Annotated in this window: 10 protein-coding genes; 1 reads left to right on the top strand and 9 read right to left on the bottom strand. The window is 60.4% G+C overall.

What is annotated here, in order from left to right; translation table 11 throughout:
• Positions 1-56: 56 nt before the first annotated feature.
• The 4 genes from KCG87_RS06510 to KCG87_RS06495 form a co-directional block, all read right to left on the bottom strand.
• Positions 57-1,235, bottom strand: coding sequence for a PepSY domain-containing protein (locus tag KCG87_RS06510; RefSeq protein ID WP_135294682.1), 1,179 nt, complete (start codon positions 1,233-1,235; stop codon positions 57-59).
• A gap of 75 nt (positions 1,236-1,310) precedes the next feature.
• Complete coding sequence (locus KCG87_RS06505) at positions 1,311-3,812, bottom strand: TonB-dependent siderophore receptor (RefSeq protein WP_210556941.1); 2,502 nt, start codon at positions 3,810-3,812, stop codon at positions 1,311-1,313.
• 87 nt (positions 3,813-3,899) lie between these two features.
• The gene (locus KCG87_RS06500; protein ID WP_210556940.1) at positions 3,900-4,901 is read right to left on the bottom strand and encodes a FecR family protein; all 1,002 of its coding nucleotides are present in this window, start codon (positions 4,899-4,901) and stop codon (positions 3,900-3,902) included.
• Positions 4,901-5,401 carry a sigma-70 family RNA polymerase sigma factor gene (locus tag KCG87_RS06495; protein ID WP_098966527.1) on the bottom strand — a complete coding sequence of 167 codons (501 nt, stop codon included), beginning with the start codon at positions 5,399-5,401 and terminating at the stop codon, positions 4,901-4,903. Before KCG87_RS06495 ends, KCG87_RS06500 begins: the two co-directional genes overlap by 1 nt.
• Before the next feature lie 311 nt (positions 5,402-5,712).
• Between KCG87_RS06495 and KCG87_RS06490 the strand changes: the two genes are divergently transcribed.
• Positions 5,713-7,593 carry a methyl-accepting chemotaxis protein gene (locus KCG87_RS06490; protein WP_135294684.1) on the top strand — a complete coding sequence of 627 codons (1,881 nt, stop codon included), beginning with the start codon at positions 5,713-5,715 and terminating at the stop codon, positions 7,591-7,593.
• Positions 7,594-7,719: 126 nt separating this feature from the next.
• On the opposite strand, the gene KCG87_RS06485 is transcribed toward KCG87_RS06490, so the two are convergent.
• The 5 genes from KCG87_RS06485 to KCG87_RS06465 all read right to left on the bottom strand — a co-directional run bounded on the left by KCG87_RS06485 (position 7,720) and on the right by KCG87_RS06465 (position 14,800).
• Entirely contained in the window at positions 7,720-8,187 is a 468-nt protein-coding gene (locus KCG87_RS06485) for an SRPBCC family protein (protein WP_134785117.1), read from the bottom strand.
• Positions 8,188-8,211: 24 nt separating this feature from the next.
• On the bottom strand, positions 8,212-11,604 hold the full coding sequence (locus KCG87_RS06480) for an amino acid adenylation domain-containing protein (protein WP_210556939.1): 3,393 nt from the start codon (positions 11,602-11,604) through the stop codon (positions 8,212-8,214).
• A gap of 13 nt (positions 11,605-11,617) precedes the next feature.
• On the bottom strand, positions 11,618-12,547 hold the full coding sequence (locus KCG87_RS06475) for a diiron oxygenase (protein ID WP_135294687.1): 930 nt from the start codon (positions 12,545-12,547) through the stop codon (positions 11,618-11,620).
• Positions 12,544-13,320, bottom strand: coding sequence for a DUF3050 domain-containing protein (locus KCG87_RS06470; protein ID WP_135294688.1), 777 nt, complete (start codon positions 13,318-13,320; stop codon positions 12,544-12,546). The genes KCG87_RS06475 and KCG87_RS06470 overlap by 4 nt, the downstream gene beginning before the upstream one ends.
• A 769-nt stretch (positions 13,321-14,089) precedes the next feature.
• Positions 14,090-14,800, bottom strand: a complete 711-nt coding sequence (locus tag KCG87_RS06465; RefSeq protein ID WP_135294689.1) for a GntR family transcriptional regulator — start codon at positions 14,798-14,800, stop codon at positions 14,090-14,092.
• Between the last annotated feature and the right edge of the window lie 92 nt (positions 14,801-14,892).

Raw genomic sequence — 14,892 nt, 5'->3', positions numbered from 1 at the left:
AGAACCCCTGTCTGCTAACGCAGACAGGGGTTTTGTCGTTTCAGGGCTCCCAAAACTCAGGCCGCTTTGCGAGCCTTGCTGATGCGCCGGGCCTGCCACTTGCGCCACCAGATGTAGACGCCAGTCCCTGACAGCCCCGCAATCACAACCCCCAATACCGCGATGATCACTTGCCCGGTGAAGCCGATGATCCGTCCGCCATGTATCGGTAGTTGCAAGCGGTAAAACCGTTCCCCCAGTGTCCCTTGTCCGGCAATTTCCTGACCTAATAATCGCCCGTCAGTACCGTGAAAAAACAACCAGGACTTGCCATGCGCTTCAGTGTCGTGATGCCCGAGTCCTGCGCCGTAGAAGTTGTACTCAAAGCTGTAATACAACTCCCCGATCGCCGCTGTCAGTCCTAGCCTCTTCCCCTCGACCAATGCCCTTTCGTACGCCTGTTGATAACTCAACTGTGTCACCCCCAACTCAGATGGAGGCATTCGCCCTCGAGCCTCATAAACGCTCGGCTCGATCGGTGAAAGCAGCGACACCGCCGGTTTGAAGACCTGACTGGGCAAGTTCATCGCGACACTGCTGACCGCAATCGGTAGCAACAACAACCACAGCCACAATCCACCGGCCCGATGCAGATCGAAGTTGAGTCGATAAACGTGGCCGCCCTTGATCTTCCAGGCCGCCGACCACTTTTTCCAGAACGGCTTGCCACGAGGAAACGTCAGCCACAGCGCGATGAAACAATCGATCACCCAGGCGCTGGCAACCAGCCCCATCAACCACAAGCCCCAGTTTCCGGGCAGCGTCAAGTTGTAATGAAACTCAAGAATGAACGGAATGAAGTTCTCCCGGGAAAAGCAGCACTCGCCCCAGTAACGTTGCCCTTTCTGCTCGGCACTCACCGGGTCCAGGTAGAACACCTGATTGCGCTCATCAAACGGTTTGCCCGTCGCCGGATCCTTACGTGGAACAGCTGCCAATAGCGCGGTATGCCCCAACTCGTCCGGATACTCCATGTACCAGACCTGCAGCTTCGGATGCGTGGTCTGCACAGCGTCGACCAACGCCCCGGGAGGCAATCTTTGCCCCTCAGATGAGGCCGCGTAGAACTTCGGATTCAGCCACTCATCCAGCTCATGATTAAACGCCAGAATGCTCCCGGTGATCCCGGCCAGCAGTAAAAATACCGCTGTTGCCAGCCCGATATAGCGATGCAACAACACCAACAATGCGCGCATGAGAATTTCCCCACAGAAGCGACAAAGCCAGCCCCTGAAAACAGGGGCTGGCCTTTTTATGCACAAGGCAAAGGTTTAGAACTGGTAGCTGACCGTGGCGGCGACGTTGCGCTCTTCGCCCATGTAGCAGAAGTTCAGACTCGCGCAGGAGGCTACGTAGGATTCATTGGTCAGGTTGTTCGCGTTCAGGCGCACGTCGACGCCCTTCAAGCCGACCTTGCCCAGGTCATAACCGATAGATGCGTCGAACAAGGTGTAGGCAGGTACCTTCAGCGTGTTTTCCGCATCCGCCCAGCTGTAACCGACATAACGCACACCACCGCCCAGGCGCAGGCCGTCGAGTGCGGCACTGTCGAATTTGTAGTCAGCCCACAACGACGCCATGTGCCGCGGTGCCTGAGTCGGCGAGTTGCCTTTGTTCTCGATCACATCGGTCGGCGTGCTCAAGGTGCTGACCATCGACTTCGAGTACTCGATATCGGTGAAGGTGTAGCTGCCGAGTACTTTCAGGTTGTCGGTCAACTGCATGTGCGCTTCCAGTTCCAGCCCTTGCGAACGGACAGCGCCTACCGCGCGGTAGAAGTTTTCCTGCGGCAGTTTGGTCGCCAGGTTTTCTTGATCAATGCGGAACAGCGAGGCGGTGAACAGGTTGTCGGTGCCCGGCGGCTGGTACTTCAGGCCGACTTCCCACTGTGTGCCATCGGTCGGAGGCAGAGGATTGCCAGCGCTGTCGGCATACGAGTTCGGGTTAAACGACTCGGAGTAGCTGATGTACGGCGCCAGGCCGTTATCGAACAGATACAACGCGCCAGCACGGCCGGTCAGTTTGGTGCGACGGTCATTGATTTCAGTACCGACCGGACGGCCCGCTTCGGCGATACGGTTCTCATCCGACGTCTCGACCCAGTCCTGACGCAGGCCCACCGAGAACCGCCACTGGTTCATCTCGATCAGGTCTTGCAGGTAGACCCCGGTCTGCTCCAGGCGCCGCAGGTAACTGGTGTCGCCGTACATATCGATCGCCGAGTTGCCATAGACCGGGTTGAACGCGTTGATCGGGGCCAGGCCGCCACTGGTCCAGTCGACCACGGTTTTGCGCCGTTGATAGTCGGCGCCCATCAACACGGTGTGCTTGGTGGCACCGGTGAAGAATTCGGCCTGCAGCATGTTGTCGACGATGAACGCATGCAGACGTTCATCGCCGCCGGTGTAGTAGCGGTTCAGTTCGTTGCTGGTTGGCGTCGTCCAGCCGTAGGCGTAGACCTGATCCATGTTGACCTTGGAGTCGAGGTAACGGAAATTCTGCCGCGCCGTGAAGACATCGTTGAAGCGATGTTCGAACTGATAGCCGAACGATTGCTGATCCCGCGAGTAGCCATCAATCCTCGGCTCACCCTCGAAGAAGTGCGGCGAGATGCGATTGCCGTTGCGCTGATGAATCGTCCCGTCCGCCGGCACGCCGCCGTGGTAGCCGCCATCCGGATCGTGCTGCAGATACGCCTGCAGTGTCAGCGAGGTGTCTTCAGTGAAATCGATACTCAGGGTCGGGGCGAGGGCGAAGCGTTTTTCCTTGTTGTGGTCGAATTGTGTGTCGGACCGATCCGTCAAACCGGTCAGACGATAGGCAATGCGCTTGTCGTCATCGACCGGACCGCTGAAGTCAAAACCGACCCCGCGCTGACCTTGGGTACCGACCGTGGCCTGAACCTGATGATAGGCCTCGTACAACGGCTTTTTGCTGGTCAGCGCCACCAGGCCACCGGGCGAACTGCGGCCATACAAGACCGACGACGGCCCTTTGAGAATATCCACGCGCTCGAGGAAATACGGATCGACCTGCATGGTGCTGTAGGTCCCGCTGTCGCCCATCGACTTGAGGCCGTCGAGGTAGATATTATCCACCGAGCCATCGTTGAAGCCGCGCATCGCCACATAGTCGTAGCGATGGGTCGCCCCGTAAGGGTTGGTCAGCACGCCGGGGGTATAACGCATCGCCTGGGAGACGGTCTGCGAGCCTTGATCGTCCATTTGCTCGCGGGTGACCACGGAAACGCTTTGCGAAGTTTCCAGCAACGCGGTACTGGTCTTGGTGGCGATCTGGCTGTGGGTGGCGTTATAGCCTTCCATGCTGCCGAGTGCGTTGCCGAGGGCGAAACCTTTGATATCGGTGGTTGGCAGTGCCAGCGCATCGGTTTCACTGACAGGACGCAGGACGTAGCTGCTGCCGTCCTGGCTGACTGCTTCCAGGCCCGAACCGCTAAGCAAATGGCTCAACGCCTGATCAGTTGAATATTCGCCCTGTACGCCCGGAGACTGTTGTCCCTGCGTTTGCTGCGGAGTCATCGCCAGGGTAATGCCGGCCTGACGGGCAAACTGGTTCAGCGCTTCGCCCAGCGGGCCGGCGCCGATGCTGTAGCGATGACTGCTCGCTTCACTGGCAGGGGCGGCGACGCTCAGGCCGGGCAGCGCACCGGCACCCAGAACGGTGGACAGCAGGGCGGCGCGAACGGCGTGGCGCAGCAGGCCCGATTCGGCAGTGAAATTCAGCGGTTTCTTACAGGTGAGGCGGACAGTCATTGTCGGTTTCCGTGGCAAGTCGCAAAGGCTGAGTTGAAGTGCTTACTGACCAAGCCGGACTTGTCGCGAAAACCCGCCAAAATAATTTCAGGCCACCGCCTCGAGTGTGACCCACCATCGGGTGCGATAACGCAGTTGCACCGGCAGGGTCTGCGGCAGGATGGCCAGCAGCTTGTCGGTGTCCTCCAGGCGGAACACTCCGGAGAGGCGCAAGTCCGCCACCTGTGGCGCGCACGTCACAAAGCCCTGACGATAACGCCCGACTTCATTGAGGAAATCGCCCAGGCGCATATTGCGGGTCACAATCAAACCATCGGCCCACGCGCCCACGTCCATATCCAGTGGCGCTGCCGGGCGCACCTGATGATGATCGATCAGATAGGTCTGCCCCGCGAGTGCCTCGACGGAGGTTGCGCCGCTGCGGATGACGACGCTCCCGGAGCTGACGGTGAGCCGTGTGCAATCGCTGTCCTGACGCAGGATGAAGCGGGCTTTTATCGGCTCATAAATACCATGACGACTTTGCACGCGAAGTGGCCGGTTGAACGTCGCGCCTTCATCGTTACCGCCGCATGTGACGATGATTTCGCCGCGAGTGAGTTTGATCAGCCGCTGCTGCGCGGTGTAGTCCAGATCCACTGAGCTGGCAGTGTTCAGCTCGATCCGCGTGCCGTCGGGCAACTGGAACCCGCGACGCTCGCCGGTCGCCGTAGCGTAATCAGCGCGCCACTGCTGCCAGACGGAGGTGTCCTTGGCCAGCCACGCCGCGGAGCCCATCAGCACCGCGCCAGACAGCAGCTTCAAGGTCTGTCGCCGTCCGAGTCCTTGCGCACTGTTTTCCAGTGTGTTCAGCGCCACGTGCGCGCCGGGCACTGCGCGCAGGTTATGGCTCAATTCCGCCTGCAGCGACTGCACGCGCTGCCAGGCCAGTTCATGTTCATGATGTTCGGCGCGCCACGCGTCGCACTGATGACTCAGGCGCGCATTGCCATGGTTGTTACGCAGCCGCAGCAACCAGTGGATGGCTTGCTTGACCACCTGTTGCTGCGGCTCGGCGCGGCGCGCGACTGAGTTGTTATCCACAGGCATCAACTTGCGTACCGCAACACGTAGCAGTGATACAGCGCATCGGCGACGTAACGTTCGACTGAACGCAGTGACAAGCCCATCTGCGCGGCGATCTGCTTGTGGGTCAAACCTTCGCACTGCGCCAGCAGAAACGCCTGACGCACTTTCGGTCGCAAGCCTTCAAGCATGCGCGCGATGCTCTCTAGCAACTCGATTACCAGCGCGCGGGTTTCGGCGCTTGGGGTTTCGGCTTCGGGCAAATGGGCGATGGTTTCGAGATAGGCGCGTTCGATTTCTTCACGACGCCAATGATCGATCACCAGGCCACGGGCGATGGTGCGTAAAAATGCGCGAGGCGCCTTGAGTTCCAGGCGTTCGCTGCGCTGCAACAGGCGGACGAAGGTGTCCTGGGCCAGATCTGCGGCATCCGCGGCATTGCCCAGCCGCGCCCGCAGCCAGGCGTTGAGCCAGCCGTGATGACTCCTGTAAAGCGCCTGCACTGCAAACTCAGGTGAGGACATGAACGCGACAGCCCGAACGTCACAAATGATAATTAGTCGCATTTTTATCGGGGGCTGCGAATTTTGCAACCTCTGCTCGGAGATCCAGCAAAAAAACTTCGTGGCGAACGCTCTGGCACGCCGTTCGGCGGGAATCTGACAGAAATGCAGGCCATTTCCCACGCAGCCCTAAGATTTCCGTGAATGGTGCCGACAGACTGGTGAGACATGCGTGCACCAAAGTAGAGCGGCCGTCAGAACGCCGCCTGCGCTGTACATGGAATGTTGCATCCCGGAACGCATCCCCACTTTTGCATAAGAAGTCCCATGAAATGAATCTCAAGTTCAGCCATAAAATCCTGTTGGCCGCCTCGGGCGTCGTGGTCCTGGCTTTCGCTTTGTTCACCCTCTACAACGACTATCTGCAGCGCAACACCATTCGCCAGAACCTCCAGTCGTCTGTGCAGCAGGCCGGCGATCTGACCGCCAGCAGCGTGCAGAACTGGATGAGCGGGCGAATTCTGGTGCTGGAAAACCTCGCGCAGAACGTTGCCCATCAGGGCAAGGACGCCGACTTCCCGGGGCTGGTCGATCAACCGGCCTTCACCTCGAACTTCCAGTTCACCTACGTCGGTCAGGCCAACGGAGTGTTCACCCAGCGCCCTGACGCGAAGATGCCCGACGGCTACGACCCGCGTCAGCGCCCTTGGTACAAGCAGGCCGTGGTCGCCGACAAAACCATGTTGACCCCGCCATACATGGCGGCGGTCGGTGGTCTGGTCGTGACCATCGCCATGCCGGTGAAAAAGAATGGCGAACTGCTGGGTGTGGTCGGCGGTGACCTGAGCCTGGAAACCCTGGTGAAGATCATCAACTCGGTGGACTTCGGTGGCCTCGGCCACGCATTCCTGGTCAGCGGTGACGGCCAAGTGATCGTCAGCCCGGACAAAGACCAGGTGATGAAGAACCTCAAGGACATCTACCCGAACGCCGGCGTGCGCATCGAGAAGGGCAACCAGAACGTGGTGCTCAGCGGCCAGGAACGCATCCTGTCGTTCACCCCGGTCAGCGGTTTGCCGAATGCCGACTGGTACATCGGGCTGTCGATCGATCGTGACAAGGCCTACGCCGCCCTCAGCCAGTTCCGTACTTCGGCGCTGATCGCGATGTTCGTCGCGGTCGCGGCGATTGCGCTGCTGCTGAGCCTGCTGATCAACGTCCTGATGCGTCCGCTGACCACCATGGGCCGCGCGATGCAGGACATCGCTCAAGGCGAAGGCGACCTGACCCGGCGTCTGGTCGTGGCAGGCAAGGATGAGTTCGCCGAACTGGGCAGCGCGTTCAACCAGTTCGTCGAGCGCATTCACGCGTCGATTTCCGAAGTGTCCTCGGCTACCCGTCATGTGCACGACCTGTCGCAACGGGTAATGGCCTCGTCCAACGCCTCGATCATCGGTTCCGACGAACAAAGCGCGCGCACCAACAGTGTGGCCGCCGCGATCAACCAGTTGGGCGCCGCCACTCAGGAAATCGCCCGCAACGCCGCCGACGCTTCGCAGCACGCCAGCGGCGCGAGCGAGCAGGCCGATGACGGTCGTCAGGTGGTCGAGCAGACCATTCAGGCGATGACCGAGCTGTCGCAGAAGATCAGCCTGTCATGCACCCAGATCGAAACCCTGAATGCCAGCACCGACAACATCGGCCACATCCTCGATGTGATCAAAGGCATCTCGCAGCAGACCAACCTGCTGGCACTCAACGCGGCGATTGAAGCGGCCCGTGCCGGTGAAGCCGGGCGCGGTTTTGCGGTGGTGGCGGACGAAGTGCGTAACCTCGCCCATCGCACCCAGGAATCGGCGGAAGAGATCCACAAGATGATCACCTCCTTGCAGGTCGGTTCGCGTGAAGCGGTGACCACCATGAACGCCAGTCAGGCGTCCAGCGAAGAGAGCGTGGAAGTGGCCAATCAGGCCGGTCTGCGCCTGGTCAGCGTGACCCAGCGCATCGGTGAAATCGACGGCATGAACCAGTCGGTGGCCGCTGCAACCGAAGAGCAGACGGCGGTGGTGGAAACCCTCAACGTCGACGTCAACCAGATCAACCTGCTGAACCAGCAGAGCGTCGCCAACCTCAATGAAACGTTGAAGGATTGTGATGCGTTGTCGCAGCAGGCGAATCGGTTGAAGCAGTTGGTCGATAGCTTCAAGATCTGATTTTCAGATTCGAGACCGCGTTATCGTTGATCGCGAGCAGGCTCACTCCTACAGGGGAACGCATTCCAACTGTAGGAGTGAGCCTGCTCGCGATTGCGGCAGATCAGTCACTGCCAAACCGAAGCCTTAGACAAACAGCTTCAGCACATTCCCCATCGCATCATCGGCGAACCCCTGCACGAAATCCTTGAACCCCGGCAGCACCTCCTCCCCACCTGAAGCCGGCTCGGCAATGATCGTCCAGGTCGCCCGCGACTTGCCCGCCCCCAAAGATTCCACGTTCATCGCCGCCCACAAATTCGCCACGCCCAGCGTGTTGTAGATCGTGGTCCAGGTCATGGCGCGCGCCTGCTCATCGCGTGAGTTGAGTTGTTCGACCACCACGTTGCCGTCCTTGAAGAATTTCTTGCGCAGCGAAGACACGCCGTCGCCGGTCATGTCGATGTGCGACAGCGCCGGAATGAATCGGTCGAAGCCTGCGAAATTGCCGACCACCGCCCAGACCTGCGCCGCGTCCGCCGGCACTTCCACCGACGACACAACGTGGCAGCCGTGCGGGTTTTTGATCAGGGTGTCGGGTTGCAGATTGCTCATGGTGTTGCTCCTTTTTTGGATGAATCAGATGAAGTTGATCTGTTTCAGGTAATCGCAGCCGCGACGCAGCAGCGCCGGGGATTTTTCCGGGTAGTGCGCGCCCATCTGTTGCACGCCGGCTTCAGCGTTGGCGTGGCCGATCAGGGAGATGTCGCCGATGTCTTCCTCGAAGCCGTTGAGGTAGAAACCGAGCACGCCGAACAGCGCGTTGTCGGCATCGACCCGGCCCAGTTGCTGCTGCCAGTCGGCGACGCTGACCAGCGAAAACTCGCTGCCGGTTTCGCGGAACGAAGCGACGTAGGCATCCCAACTCAGCGGTTCGGGGTTGTGCAGGTTGAACACCGCTCTTTCGGTCGAATAACGGCTGGCGTGGAAGGCGATGAAACGCGCTAGAAAGTCCACCGGCATCAGGTCGAAATTCAGCGCAAAGGCCGGCACCTGACCGAGCTGGATCGAGCCCTTGAGCATCAGCATCAAACGGTTTTTGTGCGGCTGGCAGACGCCGCTCAGGCTGTTGAAACTGATGTTGCCGGGGCGATACAGGTTGACCCACACCCCCCGCTCGCGCGCCCGTTCAAGGATGCGTTCGCCGACCCACTTCGACAGGTTGTAGCCGTTGCGGATGTAGATCGGCGGGGTCGGCGCGGCAGGCAATTCGAGTACTCGGCCTTCGCCATCGACGGTGCTTGAAGCGGACAGCGTCGAGACAAAGTTGAAGACCTTTTTGCTGCGTCCTTCACACAGGCGCAGCAGCTCGAAAATCGGCTCGACGTTATCCGCTGCCAGCGACTCGTAATCGAGCACGTGGTTGACGTTGGCGGCGTTGTGCACCAGTGCGCCGAACTCGCGATCGAGGCGCTGATAATCGTCGTCGGTCAGGCCCAGTTGCGGGCGGGTGAGGTCTGCCGAATAGATCCGCACCCGACTCAGATCCAGGTGCTCGAGGCGGTTCTCACGCAGCGCCTGAGCAAACCGCTGCGCCGCGGTTTGCCCGCCGCCGTCACGCACCAGACACGCCACCTCGCTGGCGCCCCAACCGAGCAGCGCTTCGACGATGTGCACGCCGACAAAGCTGTTGGCGCCGGTGACAATCACCTTGTGCACATCGCCCAGGCGACTGATCGGCAGCGGCTCGATGTTCAGCGGGCGTTCGGCGTCGGCCATGGCCTGGGCGCTGAGCACCGCGCTGTCATCGGTACCGCGCACCAGCGTCGCGAGTTTGATGATGGTCGGTAATTCGATGAAGCGGTTGATCGAGATGCTGCGCCCGAACTCCTCACGCAAGCGCAGCAACATCCGCGACAGCAGAATCGAATGCCCACCGAGATTGAAGAAACTTTCGTCGGTGGAAATATCGCTGCTCGGCAACTCCAGCAGTTCCGCCCAGATCTCCAGCAGCAACGCTTCGTCAGCGTTTGCCGGCAGGCATTTCGGGCCGCTGTCCTGCACGCTCACCGGCAGCTCCAGCAACGCCTTGCGGTCGACCTTGCCGTTGCTGGCGAACGGCATCTGCGCCAGTTCAGTCCACGCCACCGGTTGCATGTAGTCCGGCAGAAACTGCTGGGCATGCGCCTTCAACAGATCGCGGGCAGCGTCCGACTGCGGCTGCGCAAGGAACGCCAGAATCCGCCGCTGATGGTCGATCACCACCGCCACCTGGCGGTACAACTGGCTCTCGCGCAGGCAGCGCTCGATCTCTTCCGGCTCGACCCGGAAACCGCGAATCTTCACCTGATTGTCGCGTCGTCCGCACAGCTCGATGCCATGTTCGCCCCACTTGGCCATGTCGCCGCTGCGGTAGGCGCGCAAGGTCTCACCGTGCGGCAGTTGCAGGGTCAGATAGCGCTCGGCGGTCTGCTGCGCATTGTTCAGATAGCCGAGGCAAACGCCGGGGCCGACGATGAACAATTCGCCGACGGTGTTATCCGGCACCGGTTGCAGATCGTCATCGAGAATCAGCACCTGACTGTTGGCAATCGGTGCGCCAAGAGTGCGGTTGCTGTCACCCGGTTTGAGCTGGCGAGCGGTAATCAGTACCGTCGCTTCGGTGGGGCCGTAGAGGTTGTGCAGCTTGCCCTGACGGGTCAGTTGCTCGATGACGAAGGGCTCGCAGACGTCGCCGCCGGTCATCACTTCGACGCCATGCAAATGCTCCAGCGGCAGGATGCTCAACAGCGCCGGCGGCAGGAACGCGTGGGTCAGTTGCCGGCGGCGGATCAACGCCACCAACTGCAGCGGATCGCGGCGTTGAGTGTCATCGGGCACCACCAGTTCGGCGCCTTCGAGCAGCGTCGGAAAGATATCGATCAGCGATGAGTCGAAGCTCAGTGAAGAGAACTGCAACACCCGGCTTTCGGCGCGCAATTGCACGTAATCGGCGTACCACGCGGTAAAGTGCGCGAGGTTCGCCTGGCTCAGCAGTACACCCTTCGGATGCCCGGTGGTGCCGGAGGTGTAGAGCGCCATGCACGGTGCTTCAAGCGTCGGCCGTTGACGCATCAACGGTTGGCTGAGATCGGCGTCGGCACTGTCGATATGACTGACATCCAACCCGGGCATCGACTCACCGAGCGGATGCTCGCCGTCGTGCAGCAACAACACCGCGCCGGCGTTTTGCAGGATGTATTGCTGGCGCTGCAACGGATGGCTCGGCTCGAGCGGCAGATACACTGCGCCACTGCCCAGCACCGCCAGAATCGAGGCGAACAGCGCCGGGCTTTTCGGCTGGCAGATACCCACGATCCACGGCTGCGGATGCTGCTCTAGCAGTGGCTGCAGACGTTGCTGGATCGCACGGCTGTGCGCGTGCAACTGGCGGTAGCTGAGCGAGTGCTCGGCCAGGTGCAGCGCCGGTCGCTCGGCGTGTTCGATCAGGCTGCGTTGCAGGCGTTCGATCAACGGCGTCTGCGCCTGTTGCAACAATGCCGGATGCGTCGTGGCGTTGAGGCGATGGACGTAAGCCAGACTGTCGAGAAACGACAGGTCCTCCACCTGTTCAAAGTCCGGCGCCGTGGCCGGCAATGCCTGCTGAAAATACTCGGCATCGCGGGAGAAACGGCTGACCAGCAGCGCGACTTCGTCTACCACCTGCGTCAGCAATCGCTGGCGCAGTGCCTGACCATTGCCGGACGGCTCATCGCCAATCGGCACACGGCTGATCAGTGACGAGCCGAGGAAGCACAGCAGGTCGAGCGTCGGTAAACCGCCAAGGCGCTGCGCAGCGATACCCAGGCGCAGATGCAGGTGCGGGATGGCGCAGAAATCGCCGGCGCCGATGAAGCCATCGTCGATGATCAGATCTACTGGCGATTGCGCCGCGCCGCTGCGCCGTAAGGAGTGACCGTGTTGTTCGAGTTCCTGCGCCAGGTCGGTCATGGCCTGGCTGGCGCCAATCAATAAAATGTCGAGACGTCTCATGTCGGCCTCCTCATCAAACCAGATAGTCACGCAGGGCGTGCTGCACGCACGGCGTGTCGAGCAGCGAGCTGTTGTGGAAAAAGCGCACGATGTTGCCCACCAGCGGATGGTGGCGATTGATCGGGAAGGCCAGCCCGGCCATTTCGTCCTTGAGCGAGCGGCGCACTGCCTCGCTGACCGGCAAGGCGTCGATCAGGCGCAGATCGAAGGACTTCTGGATGTCGTTGGTCAGGTAATGGCCGATGAACACCGGCAGGATCTGCGCGATGGTTTCCCGGTCCGCGTCATTGGCGGTGTGCCAATAGATGCGCACCATGCGCGCCCAGAAACTGGAGTGCCGGCCCTCGTCGAGCAGGTGATCGGCCATCAGCCCTTTGATCGACGGCTTGACCGTGTCGTCCCGGGCGAATGCGGCGACGTCACCAGTCACGGTGTTCTCGGCGATGGCCACGCAGATCAGTTCCACCGCGCTGCGCAGGTGTTCGGGCGCCAGTGCCACAGCGGCAGGAATTGCCCGGCTCAATTCGATTTCAGTGGGCAGTTCGATCGGCTCGATGCCGGTCATGGCTACGGTCTGCTGCATGAAGTCCATCGCCACCAGCGCGTGGTAATCCTCGTCCACCACCACGGTCATGGCGTCGTAGCGACAGGCGAACGGGAACGGCACGGCGAAGCGATTCTTGGCGATGGCGCGGGCGGTCTGGTCGACGATTTCGGTTTCGAAAATCACCACGTCGTTGATGAACTTGTACAGCGTCTGCACCAACGCAAAATCACGCTGCTGCGGGCACTCGCGCAGGAAGGTTTCGCTGAGCACCAGGGGCTGGCGGCTCAGCGGATAGATCAGGCGTTCATCGTCTTCCAGAACACGCCGTGGCCGGGTGCGGATGGTGGCGCGGGTTTCCCAGGCGTCGGCGAAGGATTGATAGTCGGCGGCGTTCATTGGGCCACCTCCGCCAAAGGTTCACGCATGCTCAGACGCAGGCCGTCCCACAGGGCGATGCGGCTTTCCACGGCCGCGATGGCGCTGGCGTAGACCTCGGCTTCACGCTGCGGATCGCCATCGACCAGGCGCTCGAGCAGTTGCTCTGCCGCCGGGCCGTGATCTTCGGAGTCGACCTCGATGTGGCGCTCCAGGTAATAGCGAAAGGTGGGTGCCTGTTCGATGCCGATCCCCCAGTCATCGAGGATGCGCTGGAACATCGTCGGGATTACGCTTTCGCGGCCATGCAGGAACGCGGCGGCGACACTGTGGCCCGGTGCGTGCAGCGCGGTGTGCAGCGTCTCGCGCACAAATTTCGCCGCTGCCGGATCAACCTCAACGCTTTGCAGGGCGACGTCGTAACTCACGCCTTCCTGTTGCAGCGCGACAAACCGTTCGACCGCCGTGGTGCTCGCACCGACTTCGCGCATCGCGTCCAGGTACAGCTCGAAATGGCTGTAATGGCCGTGGGCGGGACGATCATCCGACTCTTCGCCGAGCACGATCTCGTTGATCAGCCGCGCAGCATGCGGATCGCGTGGCGGTAACCATGGCAGCCGCGTACAGGTCAGTTCCTGCTGCAGGCGCTTGGTCAACGACATGAAATCCCACACGGCGAAGACGTGGGATTCCATGAACCGGCGCAGTACCGATAACGAATCGATCTCGGTAAAGATCGGGTGAACGCTCAATTGCGCTTTTTTCAGGGCGAGTTGTTCTTTAGTTGGCATCATGGCGAACCTCGGTGTTATTGGAATAGAGGGAGTTGCTCGTTCAGTGCATCAACACGGACTTGATAAGTTTGAAATGTTTTCTATTGGCGAGCGCGGGCCTCATTCGGATTAATGAAAGTTTGCAAAGTGCATGAAAGGCTCTCGGCCATGCGTTGGTGACTATTTGCCAAGGCTATTGGCTGACTGCAGAGCTGCGCCGTGTTTGCGGGGTTAACCCTGCTCGGCGAGGAAAAGCTAATACATCGTCAAATAACTTAACAAGTTTATTTTTAATTATTTTTAGTTGTGTGTTTTTCAAGTATGAGTCGGCCCGGTAAAACTTTTTGTTTAAGTTTTACTTGGGCGTAGTTGCTCCTTTCGGAAAATAATAGCCAAAATTGAAGACAAGAGTGAATGCCTCACTCAAAGCAACTTTAAGAAGCGGAAATTGAATGTGATGTATAGGAATGAAAGTGGGCCGGAAACGGCGCCGTAACTTCCTTTTATCCCGTGGCAAGGCTCCTTCCGTAGGTTCCTGGTGCGGGGACTGCGCCGGCGGTGCGGCGCGTCGCCCGTTCTTCATGGGGTGGCCGTTAAAGAGTGCGGGTAAATTGGCTGGACGGCTATGACCGATTCGTCCGCGCCGAGCCGCAATGGCGGGCTTGCGAGCGCTGGGAGGTTAGAGCGAACACGCGGATCCGCCACCAGGTTTGCGGAGGATCGGGGAGAGGATTTGTAAGCGGGTTATTCGCCGGTCAGGCGGGAAGGCCTGAGACCGGCGTGAAGGGTGTCAGCGCACGGCCTTGCGGTTTTGTCCGGCGGGACTGGCGAGGAAGCGGGTGATGACCTCGACGCCACGGTTGAGGTGATGTGTGAGCAACTTCACCGACAGCTCGACATCGCGCTCGATCACGGCCTGGAGCATGGCGCGGTGATCTTCCTGGGAGAGTTTGCCCAGGCCCATGGCTTCGAGGTTGAAACGCAGGAAGCGCTCCTCCTCGTTGAGGCCGTCTTCGACCAGCCGCAGCAGACGCTTATTCGGTGCCTTGCTGTACAGGGCCATGTGGAACAGACGGTTGAGCCGACCGATTTCGCTGTAGTCGTGCTGGGTTTCGAGTTCTTCGATATAGCCGGCGGCGTGCGCATGATCGGCGCTGGTCAGCAACGGGATCGACTGGCGCATGGCCTCGGATTCGAGGAGGATCCGCAACTCGTAGGTTTCGGTGGCGTCGCCCTGGATCAGCGGCGCTACAACGGCGCCCTTGTGGGTGGTGACGCTCAGCAGTTCCTGCGCTTCGAGCTGGCGCAGAGCCTCGCGCACCGGCATGCGGCTGACCCCGAACAGGTCGGCCAGATCCTGCTGGCGCAGGGCGGTGCCGCACGGCAAGCGACCGTCAAGGATCGCCGAGCGCAGGGTTTCTTCGATGATCGAGCGGGCAAGGTGTGCGGGAATCGGCCCATCGACTTTGATGCTGTGCAGCGGTTTGGGCTTCTGTGTCACAACTACTCACCCTGAATGACGACGGAATTTGGATCCAAAGACACTAGTGATTGCTCTACAGGTTGTCAAACCATGTAAAGGATTGCTGTCCT

The sequence above is a fragment of the Pseudomonas sp. MWU347 genome (assembly GCF_017947305.1).
Taxonomy (GTDB): Bacteria; Pseudomonadota; Gammaproteobacteria; order Pseudomonadales; family Pseudomonadaceae; genus Aquipseudomonas; species Aquipseudomonas putida_A.
The sequence above is the reverse complement of the archived record's forward strand: the minus strand, read 5'-3'. Positions and strand labels throughout refer to the sequence as shown.